9 protein-coding genes are annotated in these 16,219 nt (G+C 37.6%); 1 reads left to right on the forward strand and 8 read right to left on the reverse strand.

Annotated features, from left to right (window positions below; translation table 11 throughout):
- Positions 1–198: 198 nt before the first annotated feature.
- The 5 genes from QM481_RS10015 to QM481_RS10035 form a co-directional block, all read right to left on the reverse strand.
- Entirely contained in the window at positions 199–1,827 is a 1,629-nt protein-coding gene (locus tag QM481_RS10015; RefSeq protein ID WP_283381646.1) for a sialate O-acetylesterase, read from the reverse strand.
- Positions 1,828–2,283: 456 nt separating this feature from the next.
- Entirely contained in the window at positions 2,284–3,165 is an 882-nt protein-coding gene (locus QM481_RS10020) for a bifunctional 5,10-methylenetetrahydrofolate dehydrogenase/5,10-methenyltetrahydrofolate cyclohydrolase (protein ID WP_095167315.1), read from the reverse strand.
- A 77-nt stretch (positions 3,166–3,242) separates the two neighbouring features.
- The gene (locus QM481_RS10025) at positions 3,243–3,938 is read right to left on the reverse strand and encodes an SIR2 family NAD-dependent protein deacylase (protein WP_166551085.1); all 696 of its coding nucleotides are present in this window, start codon (positions 3,936–3,938) and stop codon (positions 3,243–3,245) included.
- A gap of 94 nt (positions 3,939–4,032) precedes the next feature.
- On the reverse strand, positions 4,033–6,516 hold the full coding sequence (gene topA, locus QM481_RS10030; protein ID WP_166551084.1) for a type I DNA topoisomerase: 2,484 nt from the start codon (positions 6,514–6,516) through the stop codon (positions 4,033–4,035).
- A gap of 342 nt (positions 6,517–6,858) precedes the next feature.
- A complete protein-coding gene (locus tag QM481_RS10035; RefSeq protein ID WP_283381647.1) occupies positions 6,859–9,630 on the reverse strand; it encodes a bifunctional aconitate hydratase 2/2-methylisocitrate dehydratase in 2,772 nt (923 codons plus the stop codon).
- Between the two features lie 995 nt (positions 9,631–10,625).
- Here QM481_RS10035 and QM481_RS10040 point away from each other — a divergent pair.
- Positions 10,626–12,893 (forward strand): aconitate hydratase, encoded by a 2,268-nt coding sequence (locus tag QM481_RS10040; RefSeq protein WP_283381648.1) that lies wholly within the window; start codon positions 10,626–10,628, stop codon positions 12,891–12,893.
- A gap of 89 nt (positions 12,894–12,982) precedes the next feature.
- On the opposite strand, the gene QM481_RS10045 is transcribed toward QM481_RS10040, so the two are convergent.
- From QM481_RS10045 to QM481_RS10055, 3 genes are all read right to left on the reverse strand, one after another.
- The gene (locus tag QM481_RS10045; protein WP_283381649.1) at positions 12,983–13,645 is read right to left on the reverse strand and encodes a hypothetical protein; all 663 of its coding nucleotides are present in this window, start codon (positions 13,643–13,645) and stop codon (positions 12,983–12,985) included.
- Positions 13,646–13,650: 5 nt separating this feature from the next.
- Entirely contained in the window at positions 13,651–14,823 is a 1,173-nt protein-coding gene (locus QM481_RS10050; protein ID WP_283381650.1) for an AAA family ATPase, read from the reverse strand.
- An 89-nt stretch (positions 14,824–14,912) separates the two neighbouring features.
- Positions 14,913–16,208 (reverse strand): flavin-containing monooxygenase, encoded by a 1,296-nt coding sequence (locus tag QM481_RS10055; protein ID WP_283381651.1) that lies wholly within the window; start codon positions 16,206–16,208, stop codon positions 14,913–14,915.
- Between the last annotated feature and the right edge of the window lie 11 nt (positions 16,209–16,219).

The raw sequence follows: 16,219 nt of genomic DNA on the forward strand, positions 1-16,219 counted from the left end.
TGAATTGAAATAACCCATTTCTTCAACTATTTATCAAAAAAGGCGGTCGAAAATTGTTTTTCGACCGCCTTTTTTGATAAAACTTTACTAGATATAACTTGGCTTAAGACGCAATCATTGCGTCTCTACAGCTAACATATAGATTTTAACATAATCACTAAATCACTCAATCGACATTCACTTAATTTTTAGGTTTCTCTACTCTTTCACAGATTTGGGGATTACCTTATTAGTAAACAAATGAGTGTCGCCAAAGAGATATAAATTCCCTAACAAATTAAGCTTCTTAAACTGTGCTGACAAGCCTGTTCCAACAACGACTTCATGATTCTTCAAAATGGTTACTTCGTCCAACGCAGTAGGGATTCTGCCACAACTCCAAATCCCTGTGTCGTGCCAATAGCCCGATTGAGTGGACTCTAAAGGGTACAAACCCGCAAAATTGTTGGGAGTATATAGCAATGGACTAAATAATTCTCGATCCTGCGCATCTTTTACTCGGACTCTAGCAAACTGGTTTTGAGATAAATTTATACTAGTACTGTTACTAAAAACCTGTTTTGCAAAAGGGTCATTACTCCATTCAGATACCGAATATAGTGTAGGATTGGTTAGCGTAAATTTTAGACTCGTAATACTCGCACAAGCGCTATTAATTTCGGGTAATGATGTGCTAAGGATAGGGGTTGACGCTTCAAAAAAGTGACTATCCAAATATGTATTCCATGCTTGAGCCAATTTTACAATTCCCTTTCCTTGAAAATGAACTGAATCAATCGTTCGAATAGAAGGACCAATCAATGAGTCTGTTGCAGGTCCTATAAAGGTATTAGATAGGTAGTTTGCCTGTCCTTGCCCGTTGATGCCAAGTACATCGTTTTGTGCATCAATAACGGGTTGCCAAACTCTGGAGTACTGAATACTTAATCCTCTAAATCTTGTAGCACGAGCCACTACCCACGCTAAATTAGGGGCATTGCTGTGCTCTCTTGATTTTTCGATAAGTCTTTTTAGCTTTTTCCCGTAAGTATCACGGTCGGTTTGATACAAATTATCGGTTTCGCCCTGATGCCATAGAATTGCTCTTAGACCAAACTGAGCTGTGTAAAAGCGTAAGGAGCTTCTTAGGTTTCCGTAGGGTAAGCCTCTCGGATAGGTAATGAATTCACTTGGAGTGGCGCTACTATCTTCGGCAGACGACACCCAAGAACTTATGCCTGAACCTGACCAACCAGCATTAAAAAAGAGAATAGGCACATTCAATTTTTTTGCCAAGGAATCCCCTAACACACCCCAACACCATGCGCTGTTACCAAAGGGAGCCAAACGAAAAGTAGAATCTATTTGGGAGATGATGGGGTAGGGATATTTTGTTGCCCCATAAGTAGTGGTTTCGCCATTGAAATAATTGATTGTTTCGACTCTATCGTCGGTAGCACTGGGGCCAAATATATTTTGATTTCTAAGTTCATTATCGCCTGTGGCATTTGATTGTCCTGCTACAATAAAAACTTCGCCAACACCTACTCTTTTGAGCGTGTCTATACCCACAAAGTTAAGACCGTCAAATGCCCTAACAATTAAGTCGTACCAACCTCCCGCTAGGGTAATTTTAGTGTAACAAGTGTTGGATTGGGAAGGTTTTTGAACAGGAATCCAGTCCGTAGATGTACCTTGTGGAGAATTCATCGAACGAGCAATCGCTTGAATCTCAATTTTTTGGACAGGTTTATCAAATTGTAATACTACAGGGACATCAGCCCGATTGTTATTATTTCGTTGAAATACAAATCTGCTTTCAGGATAGCGAATTTTTATCTGAGCCATTCCCGAATGGGTGGCTAATAGGTAGATGAATAGGAGTGAATAAATGTATATATGTCTCATTTATAAGCTACTTAGGACAAGGAGTAAAGGCTCCTGAAGACATGAAATTATAGAAAACTCTACAAAAGCAATGCCATCTAGTAAGATTTTTTGAAATTTTACAAAAATGGATTCTTTTGGTAAGAATCTGTGAAAAGTCTTAAAAATGATGGTGTGCGAAAAGAAGGGTCGTAGAAGAAAAGAAATAGGAGGCATCCCGAATTTTAGTATTGGGATTATTCTCTAAATTTTCATCAAAAAAGCGGTCAGAAACTGTTTTCCGACCGCTTTTTTGATACTACTATGCTATATCTGACTCAGCTTAAGACGCAAAGCGTTGCGTCTCTACAAGTAAATTTCATATTAAAAATAATCACTTATTCACTCAATCTCAATTCACTAAATGAGTTTGAAATGCTATTGGTAAATTACTTTTTTAGCAGAAAGTAATGTGTTTTTCATAAGCGAAACGATAGTCATCGGACCAACACCTTTTGGTACTGGAGTGATGAATGAGCATTTTGGTGCTACTTCATCAAATTTAACGTCGCCTTTCAAGGCAAAACCACTTTTCTTTGAGCTATCTTCTACGCGAGTCAAACCTACGTCGATGATTACAGCTCCTTCTTTTACGTAGTCAGCTGTGATAAATTCTGGACGACCTAGTGCCGCAATCAAAATATCTGCTGATGCACATACCTCAGCCAAATTTTTAGTTCTAGAGTGCGTAATGGTTACAGTACAGTTACCAATTTTAGTATTACGTTGCATCAAAATAGTCATTGGTAAACCAACGATTTGGCTACGACCTACTACTACACAGTGTTTTCCTGCTGTTTCGATGTTGTAACGCTCCAACAAATCAAGAACGCCTTGAGGCGTAGCCGAAATGTAAGCAGGCAATCCTTTAGCCATTCTACCAATATTGATTGGGTGGAAACCATCAACATCTTTTCTTGGGTCGATTGTTTCCATTACTTTGTCTGGATTGATATGGTCAGGAAGTGGAAGCTGAACAATCAAACCATCCATGTCATCATTTTGGTTGATTTTGCGAACCTCGTCCAAAAGCTCTTCCTCCGAAATTGTTGGGTCAAAACGCAACAAAGTAGATTTAAAGCCTAATTCTTCGCAAGATTTAACCTTATTTGCTACATAAGTTTCTGAAGCACCGTTGTTTCCAACGAGAATAGCAACCAAATGAGGAATTTTACCTCCTGATGCTTTGATAGCTTCAACTTCTGCACCAATTTCTTTTTTTATTTCGTCTGCTACGGCTTTACCGTCGATGATTTGCATGATTAGACTTGTGGGGGATGTATTCGAGTAAAAATTGAAAGCGCAAAAATACGGGATTGTTTGTCTTCGGACAAATTTTATTTTTTGGTGAGCTTGTCAAAAAGCTGTTTGAGTCCCACACTACCCATTTCTTCGATAAAGGTCATATTAGAACGCAACGACACATTAGGCTTGTTGGGGTCAATAATATAAATCGGTACATTTTTGCCTACACAGTCAATCAACCCTGCTGCTGGATATACTTGCATCGATGTGCCTACAATAATGAGAATATCGGCCATAGCGGTCATTTCAGAGGCAATTTCAATCATTGGTACCGACTCGCCAAACCATACAATATGTGGGCGAAGTTGTGAGCCTTTCTTGCATTTATCCCCTAATTTGATTGGTTTCGTACCGATTTCATATACCATAGATGCTGATACCGAACTTCTCGCTTTGGTCAATTCTCCGTGTAAATGAATAATATCGTTTGATCCAGCTCTTTCGTGAAGGTTATCTACATTTTGTGTAATAATGGTTACATCAAAATACTTTTCAAAATCTTTCAGAATTGTATGACCTTGATTAGGCACAACTTCTGCTAATTGTGCTCGACGCTGGTTATAAAACTCTAATACCAGCCCAGGATTTTTTTGCCAGCCTTGTGGGGTTGCTACCTCATCAATAGAATGATTTTCCCATAAGCCGTTTGAATCTCTAAAGGTAGAAATACCACTTTCCGCAGAAATCCCTGCCCCAGTAAGCACGACGAGTTTCTTTTTTCTAGCCATTTTGCTTGATTATGTATTTAATGAATAAACAAAACAGCACAAAGTTAGATTAAACTTTGTGCTGTTGTTGAGATTGAATTTGAAAAATCTCTATCTATTTTTTCTTTCCTTTCGGAGCTGGCGCTTCTTCACCTAAACGAATACAATCTTCAAGTGTTAAATCTGCTGCAACCATATCCTTTGGAATTTTCACGTTACGCTTTCCAATTTGAATATATGGACCATAGACCCCATTTACAACCTTAATGGTTTCGTTTTCAGGGAATTCTTTAATGTATTTATTCGCTTCCTGATTACGTTTTGCCTGAATGATTTCGATGGCTCTTTCTAAGGTAATAGTGGTAAGTGAATCAGTTTTGGCAAGTGAAAAATATTTACCATCATGTTTTACATAAGGGCCAAATCTTCCTTTCCCAGTAGTGATTGAGCTTCCTTCAAATTCTCCTAGCGCATCGCCAGCATCTGCCAAACGTTTTGCCTGAATTAATTCTATAGCACGAGCTTCTTCAATAGTGAAAGGGTCGTCAGTTGCTTCCAAACTAACATACTTGTCATCATGCTTTACATAAGGACCTAGTTTACCTGCACCGATGATCACAGGTTTATCCTCGAAGAAACCAACCTCACGAGGAAGTCTTGGTTTTTCAAATAATTCTAAAGCCTCTTCTAAAGTAATAGACGAAATCAATTTGTCTTTTGGTAAATTGACAAAAATTGGCTTTTCTTCATCTTTCGTATCTCCTAGCTGTACATAAGGACCATATTTGCCTAATCTAACAGAGATAGTTTTACCAGAATTTGGGTCAATACCTAGCTCGCGAGTTGAGCCTGAAGAGCTTCTTTCTGCACTTTTACTTTCCTCAATGGTTTTATGGAATCCCTGATAAAAATTATCAATCATATCAGACCATCCCATTTTGCCATGAGCAATTTCGTCAAACTCATTTTCCATTTCGGCAGTAAACTTAAAGTCTACTACTTCGCTGAAATTATTGACTAAGAAATCATTCACAACCATACCAACTGAAGTAGGGAAAAGTTTACCCTTTTCGGTACCATAGGTTTCTTTACCTTCTTTTTCCGAAATAGTTTCATTCTTCAAAACCATTTCTTTGAAAGTACGTTCTTTACCCGGGCGGTCTTCTTTGACCACGTATTCTCGTTTAATAATAGTCGAGATGGTAGGAGCGTAGGTAGAAGGACGACCAATACCTCTTTCTTCAAGGGCTTTTACTAAACTAGCTTCGGTATATCTTGCTGAAGGACGCGTAAATTTCTCGGTAGCCTTCATATTGTCCAAATTCAATATTTGTCCAATATTCAAAGGAGGAAGCATTTTAGAATTTTCTTCATCCTCTTCTTCGTCGCTACTTTCAAGATATACTGCCAAGAAACCATCAAACTTGATAACCTCACCTTGTGCGATTAACTCCTCAGAAGTACTCGAAATACCAATGGTTGCTGTAGTACGTTCAAGTTGAGCATCAGCCATTTGGGATGCAATAGAACGTTTCCAGATTAACTCATACAAGCGTTTCTCACGGAGGTCTGCACCAGCAGAAGTAACCGAGAAATCGGTCGGACGAATGGCTTCGTGCGCTTCTTGAGCAGATTCGTTTTTGGTTTTGTATTGGCGAGTTTGGACATACTGAGCACCAAACTGGTCTGTAATCGCATTTTTGGCTTTTTCAATCGCTTCTTCTGAAAGGCTTGTTGAGTCAGTACGCATATACGAAATCTTACCAGCTTCGTATAATTTTTGCGCATACATCATGGTCGATGCTACTGAGTATCCCAACTTACGAGAAGCTTCCTGCTGAAGCGTTGAGGTCGTAAAAGGAGGCGAAGGAGATTTTTTGGCAGGTTTGGTTTCGAGCGATTTAATTTTGAAAGTCGCACCTAAACATTTTTCCAAGAATTCTTTCGCGGCACCCGCTGTTTCAAAATTCTTAGGAAGCTCAGCCTGTAAAATTTTATTTCCTTCTAATAAGAACTGCGCTACGATTTTGAAAGAAGACTTTGTTTTGAAGTTTTCAATTTCACGTTCACGTTCTACAATAATTCTTACAGCGACGGATTGTACACGACCAGCCGATAGACCTTTCTTTACTTTAGACCAAAGTACTGGCGAAAGTTCAAAACCAATCAAACGGTCGAGTAAACGACGTGCTTGTTGGGCGTTTACCAAATCCATGTCAATTGTACGTGGATTTTGGATCGCATTTTGAATGGCCTTTTTAGTGATTTCACGGAAAACAATACGTTTTGTGTTATCTGCCAATCCAAGAGCTTCTTTCAAGTGCCATGAAATAGATTCTCCTTCACGGTCATCATCGGTTGCTAGCCACACCTCTTCAGATGATTTTGCTATGCTCTTTAATTCGTTGACAACCTTGACTTTATCTGGAGATACTTCATAAGTAGGTTTGAACCCATTTTCAATATCAATAGCCATTCCTTTATCTGGCAAATCACGCACGTGACCAAAGGAAGATCTCACGGTGAAATCTTTTCCTAAGTAGCCTTCAATGGTTTTTGCTTTGGCAGGAGACTCTACTATTACTAAGTTTTTTGACATTAATTATTTTGATTGGTGGAGTAAACAACCGAAATCATTTACAGATTTTATTCGTTAAAGCACAAATCTATTGATACTAGTGCCCTCTTGGTTGATAAAAGGCCACTACCTTTTATATTTTGCCAAATATATAAACTTCATTTCAAAATGTAGTCCATTTTTTTGATAACAGTCATAAAATTGACGAATTCGGTTACTTATTTGCTATTAAAATGATGTATAAATAACTCAAAATTGATCATTTGTTTAAATAAACATCCAACAAACTCCATTTGTTTTGCTTTTATTGACCATAAAAAAAGCCTGAGTGTGTGCTCAGGCTTTTTTATATATGTTAGACTATTATTTCACCAACTTGATGTGTGATGGAGAGAATTTAGTCAAATTGATACCCTCTACAGCTTTCACATATTCTTCGATAGTTGGAGTTCTACCCAAAACTGTCGAAAGTACTACTACTGGCGTAGATGATAGTAAAGATTCACCTTTTTTAGCGTCTGTATCTTCCACAACACGTCCTTGGAACAAACGTGTAGATGTTGCCATTACAGTATCACCTTTAGCGGCTTTTTCTTGGTTACCCATACAAAGGTTACAGCCAGGGCGCTCTAAGTACAACATTTTTTCGTAAGAAGTACGAGCTGCTGATTTTGGAGCATTGTCGTCAAACTCAAAACCTGAGTATTTTTGTAATACTTCCCAGTCACCTTCAGCTTTCAATTCATCTACGATATTGTAAGTTGGAGGAGCCACTACAAGAGGTGCTTGGAATTCAACTTTACCGTTTTGAGCTTCAATGTTTTTCAACATTTGAGCCAAAATTTTCATATCGCCTTTGTGAACCATACAAGAACCGATGAAACCAAGGTCAACTTTCTTGTCGCCACCGTAGTAAGATAACGGTCTGATAGTATCGTGTGTATATCTTTTTGAAACGTCAGCATTGTTTACGTCTGGATCGGCAATCATTGGCTCAGCGATTTGGTCTAAGTCAACGACTACTTCTGCGTAATATTTTGCATTAGCATCTGGTCTAAGTGCTGGTTTTTCGCCAGATTGAATTTCAGCAATTCTCTTATTTGCTTTATCAATCAATCCTTGAAGCACTTGGTTTTTGTTGTCCATACCTTTGTCAATCATAATCTGGATTCTGCTTTTTGCAATTTCCAATGACTCGATTAACGTAGCATCTTCAGAAATACAGATAGATGCTTTAGCTTTCATTTCAGCAGACCAGTCTGTAAATGTGAAGGCTTGGTCAGCAGTCAATGTACCGATATGTACTTCAATGATTCTTCCTTGGAATACGTTTTCACCACCAAATTGCTGTAACATTTGAGCTTGTGTAGCGTGTACTACGTCACGGAAGTCCATGTATTCTTTCATGCTACCTTTGAAAGTAACTTTTACAGAATCAGGAATTGGCATAGAAGCCTCACCCGTTGCCAATGCCAATGCAACTGTACCTGAGTCAGCACCAAATGCAACACCTTTTGACATACGTGTGTGTGAGTCACCACCGATGATGATTGCCCAGTCGTCTACAGTGATATCATTCAATACTTTGTGAATTACGTCAGTCATTGAGTGATATACACCTTTAGGGTCACGAGCAGTAATCAAACCAAACTCGTTCATGAATTTCATCAATTTTGGAATGTTAGCTTGCGCTTTTTTGTCCCAAACAGATGCCGTGTGACAACCTGACTGATAAGCACCATCTACAATCGTAGAAATAGTAGTAGCAGCCATTGACTCTAATTCTTGAGCCGTCATCAAACCTGTAGTATCTTGAGAACCTACGATGTTTACTGTAACACGTACGTCTGAACCAGCATGTAAAGTTTTACCTGGCGTTACACCTACTGCATTTCTGTTGAAGATTTTTTCTACAGCTGTCAAACCTTGACCTTCGATTGAAACTTCTTTAGAAGGAGCAAAAACTGGTGCAATTGCAATACCTAATAGCTGAGAAGCAAACGTTTGGATTTTCTTACCAAATACGATAGCGTAAGAACCACCTGCTTTGATAAATTCCATTTTTTGCGGAGTGAATGATCTTGAAATATCAATCAACTCTTGGTCGCCATTGTATAATTTTTTTGTTTTTGTGTTAATGGTAAGAACAGTTCCTGTAGCAACAGAATAAGCTTGCTCAAGGATTGGCTCGTTGTTTTCATCACGAATCACTTTACCGTCAGCATCAACTTTCTTCACCCAGTTTTTAAGGTCGATACCGATACCACCAGTTACGTCAACTGTAGTCAAGAAGATAGGAGAGATACCGTTTGTACCACCAACAATTGGAGCAAAGTTTACAAATGGAACATAAGGACTAGCTTGTTTACCTGTCCAAAGTGCCACGTTGTTTACACCTGACATTCTTGAAGAACCTACACCCATTGTTCCTTTTTCAGCAATCAACATTACCGATTTGTCTGGGTGTTGCGCTTTCAATGCCTCGATTTCAGCCTGAGCAGCAGGAGAAATCATACATTTTCCGTGCAATTCACGGTCAGAACGAGAGTGAGCTTGGTTACCCGGAGAAAGTAAATCTGTTGAAATATCTCCTTCACCAGCGATAAATGTTACTACTTTAATTTCTTCAGGTACATCAGGAAGTTTTGTGAAAAACTCTGCTTTAGCATAGCTTTCAATGATATTTTTCGCTGTTGTGTTACCACTTTCAAACGCATCTTTCAAGCGCTTCAAATCTGCATCGTACAAGAAAACTTGTGTTTTCAATACTTCTCCTGCTTGAGTTGCGATGGATGCGTCCTCTCCCAAAGCTAAGTCTAACAATACTTCGATTGATGGACCACCTTTCATGTGTGACAACAATTCGAAAGCAAATAGAGGAGTGATTTCTTCTACAACAGACTGACCAAGTATAATCTCTTTTAAAAACTTAGCCTTTACACCTGCTGCAGGAGTTGTTCCTGGCAATGTGTTATATATAAAAAACTGAAGTGAATCAGCACGGTGCTCGTTGCTCAAATCTTTGATTTGTTCAATGATTTCGCTTACCAATTCTGCACTATCAATTGGCTTAGGATGAAGTCCCTGTGTTTTTCTTTCCTCAATTTCCTTAAGGTAATCGTTATAAAAGTTCATGTTGAATTATTTACAGTTATTATAGTATTAATCCGTGAGTAATTTTTGGTTAAACCAACTTTTTCTACAAAATAGATACTAGTTTTTTTGAGAAGAAGTTGTCTGACAAATTTATGAAAACGAAGTTCGAATTAAAAATTTTTTAGAGAATAGACGGTTTAGGTATATATTTTCTTGAATATGTCTAATTTTTATTTGCTTTATTCATTAATTTTCATGGTAAACATTAGATTAGTCCTAAATTCATTTTAGTGGCTTTGCCTACAGATTTTAGCGGTTAATTTGAAATATAGTCACGTTTTTTAGTTGATATAAAATTACTTCTATGTTGTTGTTAAGCTGGTATTGGCGTGTGGGTAAATTGGGGTGAAATTAAGGTAGTATATTTTGAGATGAATATTAAGATATTGATAATGAGGCGATTGTATTGTGTCGTGCTTGCTTTTTTCTCTAAATATATCAATTGGCTCAACTTTATTACGTGTGAAAGTTTTACTTTTTGTACAAATATTCTCAAGTAGATTCTCCAAAGATTCTTAACTTGGTTTATGAAGACTCGAAGGCTATTTTTATTGATATTTAATTTGGGAATCATACAGCAAGAAGCTATATAAAATAAGCTGAAAACACCCGTTGTTTTCTTCTTGGAAACCGAATACCAGCTCAACCGATAGTAACTGCCATACTCTACAGGTGCAATATGTTTGTATTAATTTTTGTTTTTATAAGGATTGATGTGCAAAAAAATAGCGCTTGTAATGTATTTTTACTTTACTAGGAAAAGGAATAATCTTGCAGTTAGTTCAAATGCATTTTTAACATTTGGAGACTTCAATAAACTTGTTTATTCCAAAAGTCACCTAAATTTACAAGAACCTAATAGGACAAATGGATGTTCATTAATTAGCATCTATTGATAATTTTCAAAACGCAGATTTTATATATTACATTCTTTAAATCTAAAATTCCAATAACTAATAACTAAATAAAATATCATGGCTTTTGACATAGAAATGATTAAGGCGGTTTACGAAAGAATGCCCGCACGTGTGGAGGCAGCTCGTAAATTGGTAGGAAGACCATTGACGTTAACCGAAAAGATTCTTTATTCTCACTTGTGGGAAGGTACTCCAACTCAAACATTTGAAAGAGGTAAATCGTATGTCGATTTTGCTCCAGATCGTGTTGCTATGCAAGATGCTACAGCACAAATGGCTCTTTTACAGTTTATGCAGGCTGGTCGTCCGAAAGTTGCGGTGCCTTCAACAGTACACTGCGACCACTTGATTGAAGCAAAAGTTTCGTCGGCGACAGATTTAGCAGTAGCAGTTGATAAAAATAAAGAAGTTTATGATTTTCTTTCTTCAGTTTCTGACAAATACGGTATCGGATTCTGGAAAGCTGGGGCAGGTATCATTCACCAAGTAGTAATCGAAAATTATGCATTCCCTGGTGGAATGATGATTGGTACTGACTCTCACACAGTAAACGCTGGTGGTTTGGGTATGATTGCGATTGGTGTGGGTGGTGCCGACGCTTGTGATGTAATGGCTGGCTTGGCATGGGAGTTGAAATTTCCTAAACTTATCGGAGTAAAATTGACAGGAAAGCTTAACGGTTGGACTTCTGCAAAAGATGTAATCTTGAAAGTAGCGGGTATCCTTACTGTAAAAGGTGGTACAGGAGCAGTGGTTGAATATTTTGGAGAAGGAGTTACCTCAATGTCAGCAACAGGTAAAGGTACAATTGCGAACATGGGAGCTGAAATTGGTGCAACGACTTCCACTTTTGGTTATGACGAATCAATGGCTCGTTATTTAGCAGCCACTGGTCGTGCAGATGTAGCAGAATTAGCCAATGGTATTAAAGAATACTTGACGGCTGACCCAGAGGTTTATGCTGATCCAGCTACTTATTTTGACCAAGTTATCGAAATTGATTTGGATACCTTAGAGCCACACTTAAACGGTCCATTTACGCCAGATTTGGCTACGCCTATTTCTCAAATGAAGGAATTGGCTGAGAAAAACGGTTGGCCAACCAAAGTGGAAGTAGGTTTGATAGGTTCATGTACCAACTCATCTTACGAAGATATTTCACGTGCGGCGTCTTTGGTGAAGCAAGTGGCAGCAAAAGGTTTAAAAACTAAAGCTGAATACACCATTACCCCAGGTTCGGAACAAGTACGTTATACCATTGAGCGTGATGGTTTTATCGATACGTTCGAGAGCATTGGCGGTAAAGTATTCTCAAATGCTTGTGGTCCTTGTATTGGACAGTGGGCTCGTGCAGGTGCTGAGAAGGGTGAGAAAAACACTATTGTTCACTCATTCAACCGTAACTTTGCTAAGCGTGCAGATGGTAACCCAAATACTTATGCGTTTGTGGCTTCTCCAGAATTAGTAACGGCATTGGCTATTGCGGGTGATTTGACATTTAACCCATTAACGGATTATTTGACAAACGAAGCAGGCGAGCAAGTGAAATTGGATCCACCAAAAGGAGACGAATTGCCAACAAAAGGTTTTGCTGTAGAAGACGCTGGCTACCAAGCACCTGCGGAAGATGGCTCATCAGTAGTGGTAAAAGTATCACCAACTTCTGACCGTTTGCAGTTGTTAGAACCATTTACACCTTGGGAAGGTACAGATTTGAAAGGTCTAAAATTGTTGATCAAGGCTAAAGGAAAATGTACTACTGACCATATCTCTATGGCTGGACCTTGGTTGAAATATCGTGGTCACTTAGATAACATTTCTAACAATATGTTGATTGGTGCATTGAATTATTTTAACGAGAAAACTGATAAAGTTAAAAACCAATTGACTGGCGAATATGGTCCTGTACCGGCGACTCAACGTGCCTACAAAGCAGCTGGTATTGGCTCTATCGTTGTAGGTGATCAAAACTATGGTGAAGGTTCATCTCGTGAGCATGCCGCTATGGAGCCTCGTCACTTGGGCGTTCGTGCAGTATTAGTAAAATCTTTTGCTCGTATTCACGAAACTAACTTGAAGAAACAAGGAATGTTAGCTTTGACTTTTGCCAATGAAGCTGACTACGACAAAATCCAAGAAAATGACTCTATCGATATCAATGGATTGGCAGATTTTGCACCAGGCAAACCATTGGAAATTGTTTTGAATCATGAGGATGGAAGTTCAGATACTATCGTAGCAAATCACTCTTATAACGACCAACAAATAGAATGGTTCAAAGCAGGTGGTGCATTGAATATTATTCGTGCTAGCGTAGGTAAATAAGCATGAGAAATCTGTAATAGTTTGAAAACTTCTTACAGAGCAAATAAACAAAACTCCCTATCGACCTTGGTGGATAGGGAGTTTTGCTTTTATAAAACCATCTTCAATTGTACGTCCTCTATGAATGCCGTAAAATTAGGGTTTAACTTATACAATTTTGTTAGCTCTTTCTTTTTTCTGTATGGTTTACAAATCTTTCTGTAGTATCTCGGATTTTTTTGGTCAATTATGAAATTTTCAACTTTGATAAGCTCTTTATTAAGAGTTTCAAGGCAATTAACCTCTTTCGACGCAATTTGAGGTTTATTAGAATAATAGATAGGTAATAACCAGCACTCAATTGAGTCGATAGATATGGCAAAAATAATTTTATTGCCGTGATTTTCTACAAGCTCATGACCAATCAACTCTATGAGTTTATTTTTGATTACCTCTAATTGTTCTTCAGAAGATAAATTTTGAAGAACAACTTTATATTTCTTGTTAAGATTTTCTTTCTTAAAAATATCAGCATCTATTTGAATAATGACAAAATCCATGTTTTCAACAGCTTGTTGAAATTGGGTAGATTCACAATATTCAAAAACTTTAACCCAATTACCAGCAGTGATAGCAAGATTTTCATCTGTTTCGTCTCTGGTTGGCTGTAATGGTTCAACCGATAAATCCTCATCATCAAGTAGACCATCTAGTATATGTTCTATCACTATTTGATCCGTGATACCTTCTGAAATTAATCCGATTGTAGACATAGGCGTTAGAATGATTTGGGTAATCCTCCAAGATATCCTCTTAGAAATTGCTCTGATAGTCGAATAGGTGTTGAACCTTCAGGTAATTCTCTTTTTAAAACACGTTTTATCTTTGTATGTCCATTCATGTTCCTGAAAACAACCAGCAACCTTTGGTCTTCATCATTTAGATTTAAGCCGTCCAATATCGCAGGGTTATGTGTAGTGAAAATAACCTGTTTATCATATTTTTTGGCTAGTTTGACCAGAGTTTTAATTAATTCGCTACACAACTTTGGATTGAGAGAACTATCTATATTATCAATTGCAAAAAACTTTGGGGTATATTTGGATATGAATAAAGCAAAGTAAAAGAGAAGAAACAAAAAACCTTCATTAGCACTCCTTTGGTCAAATGATTCGAGACCCTCTTCCAAAAATCTGTCTTTAACACGAATACGTTTTTCCGTAAATTTTAAATCATTGGGAATCTCAAATCCATCAAACCAATCAATAAGATGAAGATTTTCAACAAGCTCTTGAAATTCATCCTTATTTTCTACTTGCATGGTACTAATTAACTTAAACAGACCTTCTCCTTTGATTCCTAATGGTTCAATTTGAGATTCTTCTTCAAATTTACGCAGAAAAGTATTTTCTGGAGCATATATCAAGAAGCTTTTGAGCCTTTCTCTTGTTTCTATTAAGGGTAATTGTCCTTGGATATCCTTTATTATATCATCAATAAGTAGCCATTTCTTGTCATTAGTGTTGAAATTCTTTTTCTCTAAAGTGTCTTTATGTAGTTTTAACACTAACTGTTCAAGCTGTTCAAGCTTATCTGGAGTTAATAATTCTTTATCATGTACTAAATTCCAATCCGAAAAAGGTTCATTTGAATGCTTTAACTCAAATGGAATTTTAGTTTCCTTTTCGTTGAAAGTAATTTTGATAGAATTATTTTCTTTCGCCATATCAAAACCACTTCTCATTGCGTTGGGTTCTGTCACTCTAATTCCTCTTGCTGAGAGAAATTCACGGCTTAATTCATGCGATGTAGACGCCGCTCCTAAGGCAATAGCTTCGAGGATATTACTTTTACCTGAACCATTTGCCCCAATGAGCACATTAACTCTCCCTATCTCTAAATTTAGTTTTGAGATAGATTTAAAGTTTTGTATTTCTATATTGTCAATCATCTAAATTCGAATAAAAGGATTTGAATCATCAAAAATACAATTGAAGTATGAATGTTAGATATGGTATTTCGATAAAATTTATCACATCTTCAAAATGTATTTTTCCAGCCCATTTGCTTCTGAATTTGTTTAAGCTTCGCTTTGATTGTATCGCTGTCAACATAGCCTGTGTGACGTTCGGAGGCTACTAGTTTGATGCCACCTGTTAAATCGAGCGTTTCGGAGGTAACTTTATTTCTGAAAATCTTTGCTTTTTCTGGCGATTCTTTCTTGTCTTTCAGGTGGTTAGCTAGTAAGGTCGCTAGTTGAGTGAATATATCATACGCTGCCGAATTAGTTTCTACAAAACCCATCACATAGATATTGTCGTGTTTGGGGTTAAATAGATTCATATATAATTGTGGACGATGGTCTTTCCAGTCAAAAAACTCCTCAGCAAAAGGAATTGCATAATTATAGCCTGTTGCCAAAATTATTTCATCTACTTCGATAGAACTCCCATCTTTGAAAAATACGTTGTTCCCTTTAAAATAATCGATGTCGGATTTGATACGCAAATTACCATGTGAAGTGTGGTGCATGATTTGAGAATTCATTAGAGGATGCGATTCAAACAATTCATGGTCTGGTTTGGGAAGTCCAAATTTGGTTTGGTCACCTACTACAATTTTGAGAAGTTTTTTAAAAATCCATTGATTGACTTTCAAAGGGAGTTTAGGACCACCATGGGAAAAAACATCTGAGGGCACACCAAAAACGTGTTTCGGAATAAAGTAGTAACCACGTCGCATACTCAAATAGGCTTCGTTTGCAAAACTGGCGGCTTCACAAGCAATATCTACTCCAGAGTTGCCACCTCCAACGACTAAGATTTTTTTATTAAGAAACTCTGTAGACTTTTTAAAAGTATTTGAATGACGAATTATTCCTGAAAATGTACCGCGATATTGGGCGATATTGGGCTGCCAAAGTGTACCATTGGCACAGATAAGTTCCTGATGAAAATAACTTTCACCTTGTGTCGTTGTCAGCTTCCAACCATCCTTGTCTTTTTCTACTTTTTCAATTTTTGTATTGAAAATAATATCTTTTTCTAAATCAAAATGTTTGGCAAATGCCTGTATATAAGCGCATAACTGCTTGCGAGTAGGATAATCAGGGTAGTCGTCAGGCATAGGGAAATCTGGAAAACCTGATAGGGTTTTTGAAGAAATAAAATGCGCTGATTCGTACATGGGCGAACCTTCATTTTCGATGTCCCATAAACCGCCTGTATTACTGTGTTTTTCATAAATAACAAATGGAAGCTGCGCTTTGTCTAGGGCTCTAGCAATAGATAATCCAGAAGGACCTGCTCCAATAATGGCAATGGAAGGAGTTTTCATAGTGGAGTGAG

The sequence above is a fragment of the Flectobacillus rivi genome (assembly GCF_030056655.1).
Taxonomy (GTDB): domain Bacteria; phylum Bacteroidota; class Bacteroidia; order Cytophagales; family Spirosomataceae; genus Flectobacillus; species Flectobacillus rivi.

Coding starts and splice junctions, on each gene's coding strand:
- QM481_RS10015 (WP_283381646.1), bottom strand. CDS start 1,827: ATGGCTCAGATAAAAATTCGCTATCCTGAAAGCAGATTTGTATTTCAA.
- QM481_RS10020 (WP_095167315.1), bottom strand. CDS start 3,165: ATGCAAATCATCGACGGTAAAGCCGTAGCAGACGAAATAAAAAAAGAA.
- QM481_RS10025 (WP_166551085.1), bottom strand. CDS start 3,938: ATGGCTAGAAAAAAGAAACTCGTCGTGCTTACTGGGGCAGGGATTTCT.
- topA (WP_166551084.1), bottom strand. CDS start 6,516: ATGTCAAAAAACTTAGTAATAGTAGAGTCTCCTGCCAAAGCAAAAACC.
- QM481_RS10035 (WP_283381647.1), bottom strand. CDS start 9,630: ATGAACTTTTATAACGATTACCTTAAGGAAATTGAGGAAAGAAAAACA.
- QM481_RS10040 (WP_283381648.1), top strand. CDS start 10,626: ATGGCTTTTGACATAGAAATGATTAAGGCGGTTTACGAAAGAATGCCC.
- QM481_RS10045 (WP_283381649.1), bottom strand. CDS start 13,645: ATGTCTACAATCGGATTAATTTCAGAAGGTATCACGGATCAAATAGTG.
- QM481_RS10050 (WP_283381650.1), bottom strand. CDS start 14,823: ATGATTGACAATATAGAAATACAAAACTTTAAATCTATCTCAAAACTA.
- QM481_RS10055 (WP_283381651.1), bottom strand. CDS start 16,208: ATGAAAACTCCTTCCATTGCCATTATTGGAGCAGGTCCTTCTGGATTA.